This is a genomic window from Thiomicrorhabdus xiamenensis (assembly GCF_013282625.1).
GTDB lineage: Bacteria > Pseudomonadota > Gammaproteobacteria > Thiomicrospirales > Thiomicrospiraceae > Thiomicrorhabdus > Thiomicrorhabdus xiamenensis.
In genome coordinates this window covers 819,046-838,168 of record NZ_CP054020.1, presented here as the reverse complement: position 1 = coordinate 838,168, position 19,123 = coordinate 819,046, and the positions used below count along the sequence as shown (strand labels likewise).

Sequence of the window (19,123 nt, the reverse complement as noted above, 5' to 3'; positions counted from 1 at the left end):
AAGTAACTGAGTAAGCTAACAACCCTAAGAGCGAAACCGCTCGAATAATATAAAACCCAACATATAATGGGGACGTCGAAAGACACTTTTGGAGGAGAAGAATAATGAATTTAAAAATGAAGCAACTGTTGACTGCTTTCGCCGTCTCGTGTGCCGTAATGACAGCGCCAGTTAGCGTTCAAGCTGCGGACAAGCCAGCTGCCTCTGATATTGAAGAAGGTAAGAAACTTGCCTTCAGCCGTTCTAAAGGGAACTGCCTAGCCTGCCATATGGCTGGTGACGGAGCCCAACCGGGTAATATCGGGCCAGCACTTGTTGCGATGAAATTACGTTACCCTGACAAGCAAAAGTTGTACAACAAAGTTTGGGGTACTTCTGATTCAATGAAAGTGCCTAACAGCATGATGCCTGAATTCGGATTACACGGAATTCTAAGTGATGACGAAATCCGTAAAGTCGTTGACTACATCTATACGCTGTAAAAAAAATTTTTATTAAACCTTAACCGGGAGTTTTAAACCTTATGAAACGTAGATCTTTCCTTAAAGGTACTCTAGCCACTGGTGCTGCAGCTGTAGCTGTTAACGCTGGTCTTCTAACGCCTAGCACTGTACTAGCTGCTGACTGGAATGCTAAAGCATTCGGTGCAAAAACAACTGATGACGCTCTAAACGCAGTTTTCGGTTCTACTAACGCTACTGCTTCAGGTGATGTACAACTTAAAGCGCCAGCAATCGCGGAAAACGGTGCTGTTACTCCAGTTACTGTTGATGCTTCTGGTATCGATGGTGTTGAATCTATCGCTATCCTAGCTAGCAAAAACCCAATGCCTATGGTTTGTGAATATACTTTCGCCGCTGGTGCAGTAGGTTATGTATCTACTCGTATCAAAATGGGTGAAACCATGAACGTTATTGCTGTAGTTAACGCTGGCGGTAAGCTTCTTAAAGCAGAACAAGAAGTTAAAGTAACAATCGGTGGTTGTGGTGGTTAATCCCCACTCTTAACCGTTTAATACTTTAGATTCATACTTTTTAAAAGGAAATATTATGTCTATCAAAATCCGTATGCGTGGTAAGTCAAAAGGTGGCGTAGCTGAAATTAAAGCTCTAATCAAGCACCCAATGGAATCTGGTGCTCGTATGAACAAAGCTACCGGTAAACCATACCCAGCTAAGTACATCGACATGGTTGAAATTTCTGTTAACGGTACTAAAGCGATTGATGCTCAATGGTCTGGTGCAGTTTCAGCTAACCCATACATGGCTGTTAAAGTTAAAGCTAACGCTGGCGATGAAGTTAAAGTTAGCCTAAAAGACAACACTGGTGCAACTGGTGAAGACTCAATCAAACTAAAATAATTTAGCTTGATTCGTGGCATTCACTCTCGGGTGAATGCCATACACTATAAAAATAATAAAAAATATAATACGCTCTCCATAGGAGGATTGGAATGAAGAAGACCTTACTAGGCTCACTAGCCTTAGGCGTGACAATGATCGCAACCAGCCCTGCAGCATTTGCAGTAGATCCAGAACAAGATCGTCAGAACCTGGTTGATTTTTTCAAGTCAAAAAGCCCAAAAATCGCCTTTGAAGATTACAAAGACGGTGGTTATATCTACAGCGCTGACAAGCGTGCTCAATGGGAAGCAGTTGAAGAATTCCCTCCATATTTAGATTCTGTTGATGCCGGTGAAGAACTGTATCAGCAAGATCAAGCGGTATACGAAAAATGCTTCGGTGATGATCCGGCAAACGTTCGTCCGCACTACCCTTACTTTGATGAGAAGACCCAGCAGGTGGTAACACTTGAGTGGGCAATCAATATCTGTCGTGAAGACGCCGGACTTAAGCCGTTTAAATATAAAAAAGGCGACATCGCCAAGCTAAGTGCTTATTTCGCGTATCAATCACGTGGCCAGAAAGTTGACGTTAAAATTGACAGCGATGGAGCTCGCGAAGCCTACAACAAAGGCCGTGATATGTTCATCAAGCCAGTTGGTCAGCTAGGCCTATCATGTGCTAAGTGTCACGCATACAACGCCGGTCGCTATGCACGTGCAGATTTACTTTCTCCGACTCTAGGTCACACTACCCACTTCCCGGTTTTCCGTGCGAAATGGCAGGAACTAGGTACCCTACACCGTCGTTATGGTGGATGTCACCAGAACATGCGTGCTAATCCATTTAAGCCGCAAAGTGAAGAGTACCGTAACCTAGAATTCTTCCAAGCCTATATTTCAAACGGTTTGGAGATCAACGGTCCAGGTTACCGTCAGTAATCTGAATTTATCCTCCAACTTAAGCTCAGTTTTTAACTGAGCTTTTTTATTGCCTAAAGAAAATCAGTAAATCATTATTTACTAATCTCCTTAGGCAAAAAAGGAGGACATAAAAAAACCGGCTCACGCCGGTTTTTTTATGTCTTGCTAAAGCAAAGATTACTCTTCGTTGAGCATCTGCTCACCTTCATAAACCCAGTCGAAACCTTGACGAACCCAAGCTTCAATGCGCATCAGTAAATCAGTATTATTCAAGCCCATTTTCTGCGCCAGCAGGAAGACCTTATCCTGCTCTTCCTTACCGAAGTGACCATCTTTATAGGAAAGCTTAATAAGCTCCTGTAACGTAATCACACGCGCCTTCTTGGTATCCAGCTTACTCAGCGCATCATTAATATCCAGTTCGGATTTATCCAAATCGAACTCAATACCATAAGCAACACTGAAGTCCTTAAGATACTGAATTTCTTCGTCAGAAACATCATTGTCAGCTGCAGCTAAGTTAGCCGCAAGGTCAAATACCACCTGACGCTGTTCTTCGGTTAATTGATCGGCAAACATTTGCGCAACTCCTTAAATTAAAATTTATTGTGTTCAATCTGATCGACATTACGCACAGCACCGAAAGCGGCACTGGTCGTCATGGCAGCATAGGCACGAAGTGCGGCGCTGACTTTACGTTCGCGCGGCTTGACCGGCTTCCAGGCATCCTTCCCTTTCGCTACCATCGCCTGACGGCGTTCCGCCAACTGCTCGTCGGTCAGTTGTACATTGATTGTACGGTTTGGGATATCGATTTCAATCATATCGCCATCTTCAACCAGACCGATATTCCCGCCTTCGGCCGCTTCAGGCGACGCGTGACCGATCGACAGACCGGAAGTCCCGCCGGAGAAACGACCGTCGGTCAGAAGCGCACACTCTTTACCCAGCCCTTTCGATTTCAGGTAACTGGTCGGATACAGCATTTCCTGCATTCCCGGACCGCCCTTCGGTCCTTCGTAACGGATAATCACCACTTCACCGGCTTTGACTTCATCGCCTAGAATACCGGCAACCGCCGCATCCTGTGATTCATAAATACGTGCAGACCCGGAGAATTTGAAGATCGACTCGTCGACACCGGCCGTTTTAACAATACAGCCGTCCTGTGCGATATTACCGTAAAGAACAGCCAGACCGCCTTCTTTGGTATAAGCATGTTCCAAATCGCGGACACAACCTTCAACCGGATCACTGTCAACGCTCTTCCAGCGTTTATTCTGGCTAAAGGCTTCAGTGGTACGCACATTCCCCGGAGCGGCTCTGAAGAAGGTATTGATTGCTTCGTCGTCGGTGCGGCGAATATCCCAAAGATCGATTGCCGCCCCCATGCTTGAAGCATGAACCGTATGCACATCGCGATTAATCAGGCCGCCGCGATCCAATTCACCGAGGATACGCATAATACCACCGGCACGATGCACATCTTCCATATGGAAAATTTTCGAGTTAGGCGCAACCTTAACCAGACAAGGAATCTGGCGAGAGATTCGATCCATATCCGCCATGGTAAACTTCACTTCGGCTTCGCGGGCAATCGCCAGCAGGTGCAGAACCGTATTCGTCGACCCACCCATAGCAACATCCAACGCCATCGCATTCTCAAAAGCTTCATAGGTGGCGATAGAGCGCGGAAGTACTGAAGCGTCGTCTTTTTCGTAATACTGTTTTGCCAGCTCTACGATACGGCGTCCTGCTTCTTCAAACAGATGCTTACGGTCAGCATGCGTCGCCAAAGTCGTCCCGTTCCCCGGTAAAGCGATCCCCAAAGCTTCGGCCAGACAGTTCATCGAGTTAGCAGTAAACATACCGGAGCAGGAACCACAGGTCGGACACGCCGAAATTTCAACTTCTTCGACGTCGCTGTCGGAACAATGATCGTCCGCCGCCATAACCATCGCATCCACCAGATCCAGCTTGATACCTTCACCGCCCAATACCGTTTTACCGGATTCCATCGGGCCACCTGTGACAAAGATCGTCGGAATGTTCAGACGCATTGCCGCCATCATCATCCCCGGAGTGATTTTGTCACAGTTCGAAATACAGACCAGTGCATCGGCGCAGTGGGCGTTACACATATATTCAACCGAATCGGCGATCAGATCGCGCGAAGGCAAGGAATACAGCATCCCGTCATGCCCCATGGCGATACCGTCATCGACAGCAATGGTGTTGAACTCTTTTGCGACACCGCCGGCTTCCTCAATGACGCGCGCCACCAGCTGACCCATATCTTTAAGATGGACGTGCCCAGGTACGAATTGGGTGAAAGAGTTGGCAATTGCGATAATCGGCTTACCGAAATCTTCAGATTGCATCCCCGTTGCACGCCATAAAGCACGGGCACCGGCCATATTGCGGCCATGGGTACTGGTTTTGGAACGATATTGAGGCATGGATAGGCTCCTTATTGACAAAACAAAGGTTCGCGATACGACAAACGGAGTTCAATACGACGCCGACACGGTTATTACCGAGGCGGTTGATATCGATTCCTTTGCTATTCGACTTTGCTCTATTGACTGTTATACTTAGGATTCAGCGAATCAGTATTGGTGGTCAGTCATTTTGCTGCATGTACAGTGCATCGCAATGCACGACAAGCTAAAAGCAAATCGCCACTCTGACGGGATAACCGAAAGGTCGGCACAGACCAAAAACTTTTTCGCAAATTCCCTTAAAAATTAATCTTGGTATTTTCGCACATTCATGCAGCAATCTGAATTAGATTTTATCCAAAGCCTGCGTCAATCCTCTCACTATATTGAGCAGCATCGCGGCAAAACCTGCGTCCTCTACATTCCCGGCGAACTTCTCGAGAATGGCGAACGGATTCAGACCTTGAGCAGAGACATCGCCCTGCTCCATTCTCTAGGACTCAAACTGGTTCTGGCGATGGGGGCTACGCCACAGATCAACAAGGCATTACAGGCTCAGGACATTGCATGGCAACACCATCACCAGTGCCGAATCACGCCAACCGAAATACTGCCGATATTCCAACAGACCATCGGCCAGGTACGCTCGCAACTCGAAGCCGCTTTCTGCCAAGCTTCCAACCAACAGCAGAAGCCGATCAGTCTGATCTCCGGAAACTGGGTAATTGCCCGCCCTAAAGGCGTGGTCGACGGTATTGATTACCAGCACACCGGCCAGTTGCGCAAAATGAATCATGAAGCGATACAGGCGTGTCTGGAAAGCAAACAGATCGTTCTCCTGACACCTCTGGCCTATTCCCTGACCGGTGAAGTATTCAACCTCAATACGCTTGAACAGGCCTGCGAAGTCGCGAAACTGCTGCGTGCCGATAAATTGATGGTATTCCAGCCGGAGAACCAGTTACAGAACCTGCCTGCGGCTCTCAATCAAGTTCAACTGGCGCAATTAACCGCTGAACTTCCGGATGCGCAGAAGCTCCTCTTCGGACGCTTGCAGACCCTAAGCAACGCGGTCAAGCGCATCCACCTGCTGAATCAGGAAGATCCATCAAGCCTGTTGCTGGAACTTTTCACCCGCGACGGTTCCGGAACCATGATTTTCAGCGACCGTTATCATCAGATACGTCAGGCAAGCATCGAAGATGTCGGCGGTATACTGGAGGTCATCGCGCCACTTGAACAGAACGGCATTCTCGTCAAACGCTCGCGGGAGCGTCTGGAACTGGAGATCGACAACTTCATTGTTATTGAACGCGATCAGCGCATTATCGGTTGTGCCGCGCTCTATGCCGATTATCATGACAGCGGAGAACTCGCCTGTCTGGCCGTACATCCTGACTATCAGGGTCAGGAGCTCGGCGAGCAGCTGCTTGAAGAGATCGAGCAGCGGGCAAAGCATAAGCGTCTACAGCAGCTGTTCCTGCTGACAACGCATACCCATCACTGGTTTATCGAGCACGGTTTTTATCTGGCAAGTCCAAATGAACTGCCAATGCAGAAGCAGCAGCTATATAATTACCAGCGAAATTCCAAAGTACTGATTAAAACGCTCACGCACAGCTAAAGACAACTTCATGACGCAAAACACACAAGCCGACGAAAACTCGACCGAATACGAAATCCAGCAAATGAAAGACCGCTTCCGCGGTTTTCTACCGGTTGTAGTCGATGTTGAAACCGGAGGCTTCAACCCTCAGACCGACGCTCTTCTCGAAGTCGCTGTCGTCACTTTGGAGATGGATGAATACGGCCAACTCCAGCGCAAGGAAACCTTCGACCGTAATATTCTGCCTTTCGAAGGAGCCAACCTCGAAGAGAGCGCCCTGAAATTTATCGGCATGGACGATCCGTTTCATCCTTTCCGCGGAGCCATTAACGAAAAACAGGCGCTGATTGAACTGTTTGAACCGATCAACCGGGAAATTCAACAGACCGGCTGCACACGAGCCATTCTGGTTGGACATAACGCGTTTTTCGACCTGAACTTCATACTCGCAGCTGCGGAACGCAACCATGTGAAATGCCCCTTCCATAAATTCAGCACCTTCGACACCGTCAGTCTGGCCGGATTGGCTTTCGGACAAACCGTACTGGCCAAAGCGATGGTTAAAGCCGGAATCGAATGGGATAACGCCATGGCGCACTCTGCAGTGTATGACACGGAGAAAACCGCTGATCTTTTCTGTCAGATTGTCAACCAGATGCCGATGCTCAGCGAATAACAGCGAACTTTCTTCGCTTTCTGCAGACAATAAAAAAGCACCAGGAACCGATCCGGCTCTCTGGTGCTTTTTTATATGCGGCCTATTTAAGCTTAAGCGCTTGCTTTTGCGTTAGCTTCCGCCATCAACTTTTTCAACTCGCCGGACTCGGCAAGTTCAAGCGTAATGTCGCAGCCACCCTGCAATTCTCCACCAATGTACAATTGCGGGAAAGTCGGCCAATCCTGATATTTCGGAAGATGTTCAAAAATCTGCGCATCCGCCAAGACATTCACGAAAGCGAACTTCTCGCCGGTTTCCACCAACGCCTGAGCCGCACGGCTTGAGAAACCGCAAGAAGGCATCTGCGGCGTACCTTTCATATACAGAACCACCGGGTTATTGCTGACCTGGTCGTGAATTCGATCTAAAGTTTCTTTAACAACTTGATCCTGGTTTTCCATAAGGGCCCCCTTAATGCTTGTAACTTTTATAAAAGATTTTTTAATTGAATGACCATTGTACTTATATTCAAAAAAATTCCCAGTAAACGACTCGGTTAATATGTCGGTTATAGGGCATTTTCCTGTTAAAGTGTCTTATCCACATGCTTCTGCAGCCAGAATTCCAGCAAAGCGGCGTGCCACAACTTGGAGCCCTGAATCGCGGTAAAAGCGTTATCCGCTTCCGGATTTTCCAGCAATTCCGCCAGTTTCTGCTGATTAAAGATTCCGCGTTTTTTCGCCGCCTCCGACGTCAGCAGACTTTTCATAAACTCATAGAAGTCGCCGCGTACGTATTTCAGCGCCGGCATCGGGAATGCCACTTTCGGACGGTCAATAATTTCATCCGGCACGATTCCGCGACCGATCGCTTTCAGAATATGCTTGCCGCCGGTCTTCATCTGCGGCGGTGCAGCCATGGCCCACTCGACCAGATCGTGATCCAGAAATGGCACGCGCGCTTCCAAACTCCAGGCCATGGTCATGTTATCGACTCGCTTCACCGGGTCGTCAACAATCAGCGTAGTCACATCAAGACGTAACACCTGATCCAGGAATTCATCCGCGCCTTCCTCGGTCAGGTGATCGGCAACATACTCGCCGGTCACATTATGCACATGATATTGCGGATTAATCACTTCGAGCCACTCCTCGTGGGAGCGATCAAAATAATAAGGCGCAAAGCACTGCAACGCCTGATCGCGATCCTTCAGATCAATCTTTTTACCGGCATCGGCCATTAACGGATACCAGAAATACCCACCGAAAACTTCATCCGCGCCCTGACCGGAAAGTACCACTTTAACTTCTTTTGAAACCTGTTCGGAGAGCAGGTAGAAAGCGACCGCATCTTGTCCCACCATCGGTTCGGCCATCGACTCCACCGCTTCATGCAATCGCGGCAGTACCGTTTCATTCGGGATATGAAATTTCTTATGATCGGTTTTATAGCGCTCAGCCACCATATCGGAAAACTCGAACTCATTGCCTTTCTCTTCCGGCGCGTCTTCAAATCCGATCGAGTAAGTTTTGATGTTCTCGACTCCGGCTTCCGCCAGCATCGCCACCAGCAAGCTTGAATCCAGACCTCCGGAGAGCAGAACGCCGACCGGAACATCAGCCGCGGTCAGGCGCTTGTGCACGGCCTGCTTAAGCTGTTTGTGAATCGCGTCCACCCATTCCTGTTCACTCTGCGGCACCGCTTCGCCCTTAAAGGTTTCGCCTGTCGGACGTTTGGCTTCCAGATGCCAGTAGCGTTTTTTGAAAATCTGTCCGTCCGGATTGACGATCATCCAGTGGCCCGGCTCCAGTTTGCGAATCCCTTTAAGAATCGTATAAGGCGCAGGAATCACAGCATGCAGAGTTAATTGAAAATGCAGTCCGACCGGATCAATCTCGCTATCAATATCCCCTTCTGCAAGCAGCGCCTGAGTATTGGAGGCAAAACGCACACCACCTTCAACCGGCGCGTAATACAGCGGTTTAATTCCCATGCGGTCGCGCGCCAGCAACAGCTGGTGATGATCGTCGTCCCAGATCGCAAATGCGAACATCCCTTCGAAATACTGGACACACTCCATCCCCCACTGGCGATAGGCTTTCAGAATCACTTCGGTATCGGAATGCGATACAAATTCATGTCCTAATTCCGTCAACTGTTCACGCAGCTCGACATAGTTATAGATACAACCGTTGAAAACCAGACTCAACTCTTTATCCAGCATCGGCTGATGCCCGCATGCGGAAAGATCGATGATCGACAGACGTTTATGACCCAGACCGACATGCTCGTCTATCCAGATCCCCTCGTCGTCCGGCCCGCGATTCTGCATCGCCGCCAACATCGGCTTAAGGCGTTGTTCGCTTGCCTGTTGACCGTCAAAGTAGATTTCACCGCAAATGCCGCACATAGAATTTCGCTCCCAGTTTTCGGTTCAGTCCGAATTTTATAACCAATCCGGCTATTTTAATCATTTTGGCGCATTTTTCAGGCCGACTCTTTAAAATGAACGAAAATTCCCCCTTAAACCAAGAGAAATTGAAGATGCAAGTCATTGGACTGACCGGCGGTATCGGTTCCGGGAAATCAACCTTTTGCAACCTAATGCAACAACATGGTATTGCCTTCATCGACAGCGATCAGATTGCCCGACAGGTCGTCGAACCGGGTTCACCGGGCTTAAAATCGGTGGTTGAAACATTTAGTAACGAAATACTGAATGCCGACGGTACGCTTAATCGCCCTCGATTGCGGGAGATTATCTTTGCCGAACCGAAAGACCCCCAGCCCAGAGAAAAGCTCGAAGCCATTCTGCATCCGTTAATTCGGGAAGAGACCTTGCGGCAAATCGATTCTTACCGACAAAATCCCGAATACACACAACCTTATCTTCTGGTTGCGATTCCGTTATTGGTCGAGGGGATACTCAAAACAGGCAGAAAACCGGACTATATCGATCAGATCTGGGTACTGGATTGTTCACAAAAAACGCAGATACAACGCGCTTGCAGCAGAGATCAAAGCAGCCTGAGCCAAATCAAGAACATCCTCGGCAATCAAGCTTCGCGCCAGCAGCGTCTGCAACACGCCGATAAGGTTATAGACAATGAAAAAGGCCTCGAGGAACTCGAACGTCAGGTCGAACTCCTGCTAAGGCCTTAATCAATACCCGTGCGCAAAATCTTCAGACAAAAAGCGGTAGCGCGCTTAATGCCTTGCCGAACCGGCTGATTTACGGATTATTTAAATTCGCGACGCATGGTCATTGAGACATATTCGGATTTCCACCGCACTTGCCTTGACCACCTTGCGGCATATTCGGACTGCCTCCGCACTGCCCTCTTGGCTGTGGCTGATTACCGCCGCATTTGCCCTGTCCGCATTTACCTTGTGGCATATTCGGGCTTCCACCGCACTGTCCGCGTTGCTGATACTGGTTACCACCGCATTTACCCTGCGGCATATTCGGATTGCCTCCGCACTGCCCTCTTGGCTGAGGCTGATTACCACCGCATTTACCCTGACCACATTTACCTTGTGGCATATTCGGGCTTCCGCCGCACTGTCCACGTTGCTGGTACTGATTACCGCCGCATTTTCCTTGAGGCTGGTTAGGATTACCGCCACATTTGCCCTGACCGCATTTCGCATCCGCCAACAGATTCGCTTTATCCTGTTCATCACCCAACAGGATAAACGGGTTTTCTGCCGCCATCGCCGAGCCGCCCATAACAGTCGCCGCTGCGGCAGCAAGCTGCCGAATAAAACCTCTGCGTGTATTCATGTCACTTCTCCTCTGATTTACCTTTTGAAGGCCATTAAACCGTTGTTAAATTCAATCAATCCTGCATAAAACACCGTCTTATCCAGTCATCCACACTGAAATAGCGTCCGCCGCCTGTCATAAAGCGCGCCAGCAACATCAGAAAACAGGTCTCCGCCCGCTCAATACTGTTATTCACTCTGGTAAAACTTCTCTGCTCGGTCAGCCATTGATAGCTGCCATCTTGCAGAATAAACACTTATGGATTTTAAATAAAAACTCAACAACCACACTAAACAATAGCAATCCTCTATTCAACAACCATTTATCAAAATCAGATAAAACTTCTTATAAATCAGATAATTAAATTCTGTATAAACGCGTAAAATCCATATAAACAAGCCACTTCGACACTTTTACTTGGAATTCCTTACGTAAGACTCAAGCACGCAAATTAAAGGAACAAAATCCCCTTAAGGCCGTTAAGCGCTTTTCCGACAAAAAAGAGAAGAATTCGTCTGCTTTACAGTCGATTCCAGACAACCATGTGAATACATAATAAAACCAAGGTATTAACGGGTTAGGCTGAAAAGGATATTCTCCTAACTCGTTGACTGAAAAGAATTATGCGCGTTTTGACTTTTGCCATTCAAAACTTGAGGACGATTATATTCGGGCTATAGGAAGACTGCTAAAATGCCAATATCATGAGTTGTATGAGCCATGAGGTGAACTATTAGAAGATGTCTTCCCAATAGCTACCAGTGCAACAAAACATTGATCAAAAAGCTTTCCTATTTGTGTGCAAAGAAATCCTGTCCGATGGGGCGTCTAAAACTATTTATTTTATAAAATTGGAGCTGGATTCCGAATGCGCAAATTTTCAATATTCGTATTCATTTTTATCGTCATAGCATTGCTTATCGGGTTTGAAAAAAACTTTTTGATACCGATGCCAGAGAAGACACCGCAAAGCGCGATGACAATTGAAAATGAACAAATTCATCTGCGCTTTGGGCACAACACGCCAGAAAACAGCGCTCTGCATCTGGCTGCATTACGCTTTGCCGAGCAGGTTAAGGAAAAGACCAGCAACCGGGTTATCATCGAAGTATTTCCCTCGCAGCAACTGGGCAATGACCATGAAATGGTTGAAATGGCGCGAGAGGGAACCCTCGATATTCTTTTAACACCCACCGCAAAAATGAGCGTCGCGCTTCCGGCTATGCAGTATGCGGACTTGCCTTTCTTCTTTCCGTCACGCGAAGATGCTTATGCATTACTTGATGGCGAGCCAGGGCGATTATTACTGGACAAGCTGGATCAGATTGACCTGGTGGGCGTCACTTTTTGGGAAAACGGCTTCAAACATTTCACCGGCAATCAGCCTTTTTTACAGCCTGCGGATTTTAAAGGAAAGAAAATTCGCGTCATGAAGAGCCGCATCATTATGGATCAATTCCGTGCCCTGGGTGCCGAGCCCGTGCCGATTGATTTCCATTCAACCCGACAGGCGCTTGCAGACAAGGTGGTTGACGGACAGGAAAATCCACTGGTCGCAATCGAGAGCATGGGATTTCATGAAGTGCAGTCCGACCTGGTACTCAGTGAGCACGCCTATCTTGGATATGTCTTTACGATCAGCAAAAAAACCTTTGACCGCTTATCTCAGGATATACGCACGATTCTGATCGAAACCGCCAAAGAACTGACTCCCTGGGAGCGAAACGAGACTCAGCGACGGGAACAAACTCTGCTAGAGAAGATCCGTAAGGCGGATATAAATATCCATCAATTAACCCCTCAGCAGCGTCAGGCATTTGCCGATCAAGTGGCATGGATCGCGAAAGCCTCCGAACCGGTAATTGGTACAGATATCATTTCCAAAACAGAAGAGTTCTTACTTGAAAAATACGGCCCTGCACCTGAACGCCAAGAGCAGATTGTTATAGGCCTCAATGCGGATCTTTCACTTGATGGCGGAAAAGCCGGTTTAGCGATCAAACGCGGTATTGAATTGGCCCTGGATGAGATCAATGCCAAAGGAGGTTTGCTTGGCAAGCCGGTAAGACTCATCGCACGGGATCACCGAACAACCCCCAGTATGGCGATTAAAAATCTGGAGTATTTCATTAATCGCAACGATACGGTAGCCATAATGGGCGGTAAACACAGTGCGGTCATCACCCAAGAAATCCCCTTCGTTCAAGATGCTCAAATTCCTTATCTGATCCCTTGGGCGGCGGTATCAGGCCTAACGGAAAACGGCTATGCCGATAACTATGTATTTCGCGTCTCAGCGAATGACCGCTTTGCCTCTGTATTCCTTGCCAAATACCTGCTTAAACGTCACAAGCGCCCCGCTATCGTCGTGGAAAATTCCATCTGGGGACGTGAAAATATGCAGCGTATATCCAAATTCATGCAACTCAAAGGAATCTCACCTGAGATCATGATGACAATAAACCGGGGGCAAGAGGATTTCAGTAATGAATTGAAGAAGATTACCGCTGCAAAATGTGACTCTATACTGCTTGTCGCCAATAGCAATGAAGGTGCAAATTTCATAACCGAGCTGGCCCAACAGCCCTTAGCGCTTCCCATCATTTCCCATTGGGGGGTTTTAGGAGGTGAGTTTTATCAAAGAGTACAGCATTTATTAGGCCGCATCGATCTGCGCTTTTTTCAGCCTTATCCTACAGCCGGTAAACGTCCGGAGTTAAACCGGCTTTTTAACCGTTACCGGCAGGTTTATGCCATTCCTCAAGATAAGCCAATCAATGTCCCAATGGCCGTAGCACAGGCCTATGACCTGACTCAGCTGCTGGCAGCGGCGATTAATCAGGCCGGCTCGGCGGAGCCTATAGAAGTGAAACAGGCTTTGGAACACCTCAAACCTGTCAATGGCGCAATACAATACTATCAACAGGCTTTTCGCCCCGATAATCACGAAGCCTTAAACGACGATCGTTATTTTATGGCACACTTTAATGACCAAGGCTTCATTGTACCGGTGGATAAATAGGCTAATTTGAATGGACGGATATTTTAAACCCGGCGGCATCCGCCGCAGAGTCAGTTTTCAGATCATTATCTTATTGACACTGGCACTCACGGCAAATTTATTGGCGATGCTGTATCTGGTCAGAGAACAGACGCTTAACTCGACCGAAGCCATGCTGGAAAACACCGCCCTGGTTCTGCAGGAGAAAATCGAGCAACGGCTTAATTACCTTCTGGAAAACACCGAACTTCTATCCAGCAATCAGCTGATGATTAATGCCCTTACCGACAGTGAAGGGCGCGAGCGATATCTGCCATCGCTGGTCAACAACTTTCAAAAAGGCAAGGATGTCCTCTCACTCAATGTCGTGGATTATGCCGGTAACGCCATTTACCAAACCCGGAATTCTCTGCCTCAATATAACAACTCTTCCGAATTGCGCCAGGCCCTTGCCTATCGAAAAATCGCCTACAGACTGAGTAAGGACAATCATAATATCGAGGTGATCAGTCCAATTGAATATTATGATACGACTCAAGGTGCGGTGGTGGTCGTATTTGATCTTGCCGCTATTATCAACCGGCACATAGCGAAAGATGAAACCAGTTATGTGCGTCTGCTGAGCAAGGGAAATGAGATCTACCAGAGTCATTACAATCCCAAAGAGCATTATGTGACCTACACGCACCAGAAAATAAGTCCTGACTCTTTGTTTAATCAGTTGCAGATCGAACTTCAAAAGGGATTACCGGCCAAGGCCTTCAATGCGCAAATCACCCAGGCGATCCTCCCTCTTATTATCTTGGGGGTACTGTTTATCCTGATCGGGGCTTATTTTGCCTTCAGGGTCGGTAGCCGCATCGTCGACCCTATTTTGGAACTGAACCGCAGAGTAGAAACTTCCAAACAGCAAAGAGATGTCTTCTGCAGCCCACTGGGCACCCATGATGAGCTTGAAGACCTTGCCAAAGCATTTGACGAACGCACGCTGGAGTTGCAGCATCAGGCCGAACACGATTCACTGACCGAACTCCCCAATCGGGTGCTTTTCCTCGACCGCTTACAGCAGGCGATCAAAGTGAGTTCACGCTCGAAACAGAAACTGGCTGTCTTTTTCATTGATCTGGATCGCTTTAAAGAGGTCAATGACTCCTTTGGTCATGACACCGGCGATGCCCTTTTGCAGGTAGTGAGTGAAAACATCGTTGAAACATTACGTGACAGCGACTCGATCGCCCGCTTGGGCGGCGATGAGTTTGCCGTGCTGCTGGATCATGTCGAGCATGAAGCAGCCATCGCCTCCGTATTGGATAAGATTCTAAATATCTTTAAAGAGCCCTTTAATCTGCATCATCGACAGATTTACACCACCTGTAGCATAGGCGTTGCAGTTTATCCCGATAATGGTACCTCCGCGGAGGAGTTGCTGCGCAATGCCGATTCCGCCATGTACAAGGCAAAAGATGAAGGTCGCTATAATTATCAGTTTTATACAAAAGATATGACCGACTTAGCCTACAAGCGCTTAACTCTGGAAAATAATCTGCGCAGCGCGATCCGTGATGGAGAATTCAAACTTTACTATCAAGCACAAACCGATATGCGCAGTAACGAGTTAGTCGGTGTAGAGTGTCTGATACGCTGGCATAAAGAACATGAAGGTATCATTCCGCCTGATGTCTTTATCGGGCTGGCAGAAGAAACCGGCTTGATCGTCCAGATAGACCGATGGGTTTTGCAAGAAGCGCTTAGCCAGTATCAACAATGGATGAAAGAAGGCTTAAAAATCGGCGTCATATCCGTCAACCTCTCCGCGGTGCAACTGACTCAAAGAGACTTTATTGAGTTTGTGGAAAAAGCTATAAAGCGTTATGACATCGCGCCGGAAAACCTGATGTTTGAAGTGACTGAAACCGCGATTATGCGTTCCCCTGAGCAGGCTCTTGATATTCTTAACAAACTCAAAGAGTTAAAGTTTGGCCTGGCTCTGGACGATTTCGGAACAGGATTATCCTCACTTTCCTATCTCAAAAAACTCCCTGTGGATAAGATCAAAATCGATCGCGCCTTTATTAAAGATATCCCGGAAGACAAAGAGGATATGAATTTAACCAAAACCATTATCGCCATGGCCAGAAACCTGAATCTCGATATCATCGCCGAAGGCGTCGAAACCCAAGAGCAAATCGAATTTTTAACCAACAACGGCTGTTATGAAGCGCAGGGCTACTACTACCACAAGCCAAGTAGTGCAAAAGACATGCACCCCATGTTGCTGGAGAAAAGTACCGATGCGGCCAGGTCGTGATCAAACATCTGTTTAATGCCAACCCTGCCCCGATTATCCAAGGCTGTTTGCGCACTTGGTGAACATCGGCAAACGGAGCTGCACACCCGACTTGAATTTGTTGCAAAAAAAAAGTCCTGCAAGCTTATAAGCAAACAGGACTTTGAATGATAAAAACCGAAGTGTTCTGTTAAAACAGACCGGTAATCACCCCAAGATCGTCAATATCAATTTTCTCTGCGGTTGGAACTTTCGGCAAGCCCGGCATGGTCATCATATTGCCGGCAATGGCAACAATGAAACCGGCACCGTTTTCCAGTTTGATATCGGTAATCTCGACAGTATGCCCGGAAGGCGCGCCTTTAGCAGACGGCTCGGTCGAGAAAGACATTTGCGTCTTAGCCATACAGATCGGCAGATCGCCGTAGTGTTCCTGAAGACGCTCGATCTCCGCTTTCACCTTGGCATTGGCCGAAATCCCCGAAGCGCCGTAAAGTTTGGTGGCGATGGTTTCAATCTTATCCCAGATCGGCGTATTGATATCGTATACATACTCGAAGCCCGGTTCGCGGTTATCGACGATATTCAACACCGCTTCGGCCAGCTCTTCCGCTCCAGCACCGCCTTCGGCCCAATGCTTGGACACCACGCACTTGACGCCTAAAGCTTCGCACTTCTTGATCAACAGATCGGTTTCATCGTCCGAGTCGTAGGTGAAATGATTGATACACACCACCGCCGGCAGGCCGTAATTCACCGTCACATTGTGAATATGGCGCTCAAGATTGACGAACCCTTTCTCCAGGGCTGCCAGATTTTCCTGATTCAGGTGATCTTTCTCAATACCGCCGTGGTATTTCAACGCGCGAACGGTTGCCACCAGCACCACCGCCGAAGGTTTCAATTTCGCCGAACGGCATTTGATGCTGAGGAATTTTTCCGCCCCCAGATCGGCTCCGAAACCGGCTTCGGTAACCGCATAGTCCGCCAGCTTCAAAGCGGTTTTGGTCGCCGTGACCGAGTTACAGCCGTGCGCGATATTGGCGAAAGGTCCGCCATGCACGATCGCCAGATTGTTTTCCAGCGTCTGTACGATGTTCGGTTTAATGGCGTCTTTCAAAAGTGCCGCCATAGCGCCGTGCGCTTTCAGGTCGCTGGCATAAACCGGCGTTACGCGGTCGGTTTTGTAACCGATAATGATTCGTCCCAAGCGCTCTTTCAGATCGGCACGATTGGTCGCCAGACACAAGATCGCCATAACTTCGGAAGCGACCACAATATCAAACCCGTCCTCGCGCAGATAACCGTTGGCCGGGCCGCCCTGACCGACGGTGATTTCACGCAAGGCGCGGTCGTTCATATCCACGACACGCTTCCACTTGATACGACGCGGGTCGATATCCAGCGCGTTGCCGTGATTGATATGGTTATCGATCATCGCCGCCAGCAGATTATGCGCTACGCCGATCGCATGGAAATCACCGGTAAAGTGCAGGTTAATGTCTTCCATCGGCACAACCTGCGAATAACCACCGCCGGCCGCCCCGCCTTTCATACCGAAACAAGGCCCTAATGACGGTTCACGCAGACAGATCATGGTTTTTTTACCGAGACGGTTCAACGCATCGCCCAGACCGACCGTGGTGGTGGTTTTCCCTTCCCCGGCTGGTGTCGGACTGATCGCCGTGACCAGAATCAGCTTGCCCTCTTCACCATGCTGATGCGACAGGTCGTCAAAATACTCCAATGAGAGTTTCGCCTTATAGTGCCCGTAAGGGTCCAGATGCTCAGCCGGAATCCCGAATTTTTCCTCTGCCAGTTGGATAATCGGTTGCATTTTCGCCGCTTGGGCAATTTCAATATCCGACATAATTAAAAGCTCCTCGTAAATTTACTCGCTAAAGAGTTCGATCCAGTGTTTAACCGGTGTTTTCGTGCCCTTCTGCAGATGCATCAGACAGCCGATATTGGCGGTAACAACCAGTTCCGGTTTATGCGCCAACAGATTCTCTAGCTTGTTGTTTCTTAGTTTTTTAGACAGTTCCGGCTGGAAAATAGAGTAAGTTCCCGCTGAACCGCAGCATAAATGGGCATCCTGAACGTGGTTAACGCGATAACCCAGTTTACGCAGAGTCTCTTCCACTACTCCCTGGAGCTTTTGGCCGTGTTGCAAAGTGCACGGAGAGTGGAAAGTAATCTTCTGATTGTCGAAATGGGTGAAAATCGACAGATCCTGTTTCAATAAAAATTCCGAAATGTCATATGTCGCCTCGACCACGCGACGCGCTTTTGCCGCATACGCCTGATCTTCACGCAGCAGATGCGCATAATCTTTTATCATCACGCCACAACCGCTGGCATTGGAGATAATCGCCTTGGCCCCTTTATCCAGATAGGCACACCAGGCGTCGACATTGGTTTTCACCTGCTTCAAGGCATCCTTATGCCCGGAAAGGTGGTGCTCGACCGCGCCGCAACACTGCGACTGCGGCGTTTCGATGACATTGAATCCAAGCTTATTCAAGACCTTGATACTGGCCTGATTGATATTCGGTGCCAAAGCCGGTTGAACGCAACCTGAAACCAACAGAACCGAATGCTCAATCGCATCTGCCCGATCCTGCAACTCCTGTTTCAGTGCCAGCTCTTCGACCGTAAACTTGATCGCTTTGGAATGACGCAGAAACGGCATCATCTTGATACTCAGATTAAAGAACCACGGGGTCGTCAGGCTTTTACGCACGGCGTAACGGATCAGACGCTCCCAGGGTTTACGCGGACTCGCCTCTTCAATCACCTCACGGCCGATATCCAGCAGGTGTCCGTATTCCACTCCCGACGGACAGGTCGTCTCACAGGAACGGCAGGTCAGACAACGATCCAGATGATCGAGCGAATTCGCCGAAATCTCGTTACCTTCCAGCGCGCTCTTAATCAGATAGATACGCCCGCGCGGCGAATCCAGTTCGTCGCCGATCAGTCCGTAGGTCGGGCAGGCCGAAAGACAGAATCCGCAATGCACGCAGTTACGCAGAATTTTATCGGCGGTTTTCCCCGTCTCGGTCGCCAGTAAATCTTTAGGCAAATTCGTTTGCATA

17 protein-coding genes are annotated in these 19,123 nt (G+C 48.4%); 9 read left to right on the top strand and 8 right to left on the bottom strand.

The genetic code is table 11. The features are described from left to right. Window positions 1-104: 104 nt before the first annotated feature. The 4 genes from soxX to soxA all read left to right on the top strand — a co-directional run bounded on the left by soxX (window position 105) and on the right by soxA (window position 2,284). Window positions 105-482, top strand: coding sequence for a sulfur oxidation c-type cytochrome SoxX (soxX, locus tag HQN79_RS03815; protein ID WP_238843420.1), 378 nt, complete (start codon window positions 105-107; stop codon window positions 480-482). 41 nt (window positions 483-523) lie between these two features. After that, on the top strand, window positions 524-994 hold the full coding sequence (gene soxY, locus HQN79_RS03810) for a thiosulfate oxidation carrier protein SoxY (protein ID WP_173284366.1): 471 nt from the start codon (window positions 524-526) through the stop codon (window positions 992-994). Between the two features lie 55 nt (window positions 995-1,049). After that, window positions 1,050-1,361 (top strand): thiosulfate oxidation carrier complex protein SoxZ, encoded by a 312-nt coding sequence (soxZ, locus tag HQN79_RS03805; protein WP_173284365.1) that lies wholly within the window; start codon window positions 1,050-1,052, stop codon window positions 1,359-1,361. A 92-nt stretch (window positions 1,362-1,453) separates the two neighbouring features. Beyond that, window positions 1,454-2,284 carry a sulfur oxidation c-type cytochrome SoxA gene (gene soxA / locus HQN79_RS03800; protein WP_173284364.1) on the top strand — a complete coding sequence of 277 codons (831 nt, stop codon included), beginning with the start codon at window positions 1,454-1,456 and terminating at the stop codon, window positions 2,282-2,284. 159 nt (window positions 2,285-2,443) lie between these two features. On the opposite strand, the gene HQN79_RS03795 is transcribed toward soxA, so the two are convergent. Continuing rightward, complete coding sequence (locus HQN79_RS03795) at window positions 2,444-2,845, bottom strand: TerB family tellurite resistance protein (RefSeq protein WP_173284363.1); 402 nt, start codon at window positions 2,843-2,845, stop codon at window positions 2,444-2,446. A 17-nt stretch (window positions 2,846-2,862) separates the two neighbouring features. Further along, the gene (gene ilvD, locus HQN79_RS03790; RefSeq protein ID WP_173284362.1) at window positions 2,863-4,725 is read right to left on the bottom strand and encodes a dihydroxy-acid dehydratase; all 1,863 of its coding nucleotides are present in this window, start codon (window positions 4,723-4,725) and stop codon (window positions 2,863-2,865) included. Between the two features lie 313 nt (window positions 4,726-5,038). Here ilvD and argA point away from each other — a divergent pair, with 313 nt between their 5' ends. Then, on the top strand, window positions 5,039-6,331 hold the full coding sequence (gene argA, locus HQN79_RS03785; RefSeq protein ID WP_173284361.1) for an amino-acid N-acetyltransferase: 1,293 nt from the start codon (window positions 5,039-5,041) through the stop codon (window positions 6,329-6,331). 10 nt (window positions 6,332-6,341) lie between these two features. Further along, complete coding sequence (gene rnt / locus HQN79_RS03780) at window positions 6,342-6,989, top strand: ribonuclease T (RefSeq protein ID WP_173284360.1); 648 nt, start codon at window positions 6,342-6,344, stop codon at window positions 6,987-6,989. Window positions 6,990-7,081: 92 nt separating this feature from the next. Here rnt and grxD read toward each other — a convergent pair whose 3' ends face one another. Beyond that, window positions 7,082-7,432, bottom strand: a complete 351-nt coding sequence (grxD, locus tag HQN79_RS03775; RefSeq protein ID WP_173284359.1) for a Grx4 family monothiol glutaredoxin — start codon at window positions 7,430-7,432, stop codon at window positions 7,082-7,084. A gap of 125 nt (window positions 7,433-7,557) precedes the next feature. Continuing rightward, window positions 7,558-9,381 carry an N-acetylglutaminylglutamine amidotransferase gene (locus HQN79_RS03770; RefSeq protein ID WP_173284358.1) on the bottom strand — a complete coding sequence of 608 codons (1,824 nt, stop codon included), beginning with the start codon at window positions 9,379-9,381 and terminating at the stop codon, window positions 7,558-7,560. A gap of 134 nt (window positions 9,382-9,515) precedes the next feature. On the opposite strand from HQN79_RS03770, the gene coaE reads away from it, so the two are divergent. After that, window positions 9,516-10,133: a dephospho-CoA kinase gene (gene coaE / locus HQN79_RS03765; protein ID WP_173284357.1), complete on the top strand. Its 618-nt coding sequence runs from the start codon at window positions 9,516-9,518 to the stop codon at window positions 10,131-10,133. 100 nt (window positions 10,134-10,233) lie between these two features. Here the strand turns inward: coaE and HQN79_RS03760 are convergent, their stop codons facing one another. Next, window positions 10,234-10,755: a twin-arginine translocation signal domain-containing protein gene (locus HQN79_RS03760; RefSeq protein WP_173284356.1), complete on the bottom strand. Its 522-nt coding sequence runs from the start codon at window positions 10,753-10,755 to the stop codon at window positions 10,234-10,236. Between the two features lie 55 nt (window positions 10,756-10,810). Continuing rightward, window positions 10,811-10,993 carry a hypothetical protein gene (locus HQN79_RS03755; RefSeq protein ID WP_173284355.1) on the bottom strand — a complete coding sequence of 61 codons (183 nt, stop codon included), beginning with the start codon at window positions 10,991-10,993 and terminating at the stop codon, window positions 10,811-10,813. Window positions 10,994-11,605: 612 nt separating this feature from the next. On the opposite strand from HQN79_RS03755, the gene HQN79_RS03750 reads away from it, so the two are divergent. Both HQN79_RS03750 and HQN79_RS03745 read left to right on the top strand, forming a co-directional pair. Then, a complete protein-coding gene (locus tag HQN79_RS03750) occupies window positions 11,606-13,759 on the top strand; it encodes a DctP family TRAP transporter solute-binding subunit (RefSeq protein WP_173284354.1) in 2,154 nt (717 codons plus the stop codon). A 10-nt stretch (window positions 13,760-13,769) separates the two neighbouring features. Continuing rightward, window positions 13,770-16,046, top strand: a complete 2,277-nt coding sequence (locus tag HQN79_RS03745; protein WP_173284353.1) for a putative bifunctional diguanylate cyclase/phosphodiesterase — start codon at window positions 13,770-13,772, stop codon at window positions 16,044-16,046. Window positions 16,047-16,215: 169 nt separating this feature from the next. Here HQN79_RS03745 and HQN79_RS03740 read toward each other — a convergent pair whose 3' ends face one another. Next, the gene (locus HQN79_RS03740) at window positions 16,216-17,895 is read right to left on the bottom strand and encodes a formate--tetrahydrofolate ligase (RefSeq protein WP_173284352.1); all 1,680 of its coding nucleotides are present in this window, start codon (window positions 17,893-17,895) and stop codon (window positions 16,216-16,218) included. A 21-nt stretch (window positions 17,896-17,916) separates the two neighbouring features. Continuing rightward, the gene (gene glcF, locus HQN79_RS03735) at window positions 17,917-19,122 is read right to left on the bottom strand and encodes a glycolate oxidase subunit GlcF (protein WP_173284351.1); all 1,206 of its coding nucleotides are present in this window, start codon (window positions 19,120-19,122) and stop codon (window positions 17,917-17,919) included. Window position 19,123 lies beyond the last annotated feature (1 nt).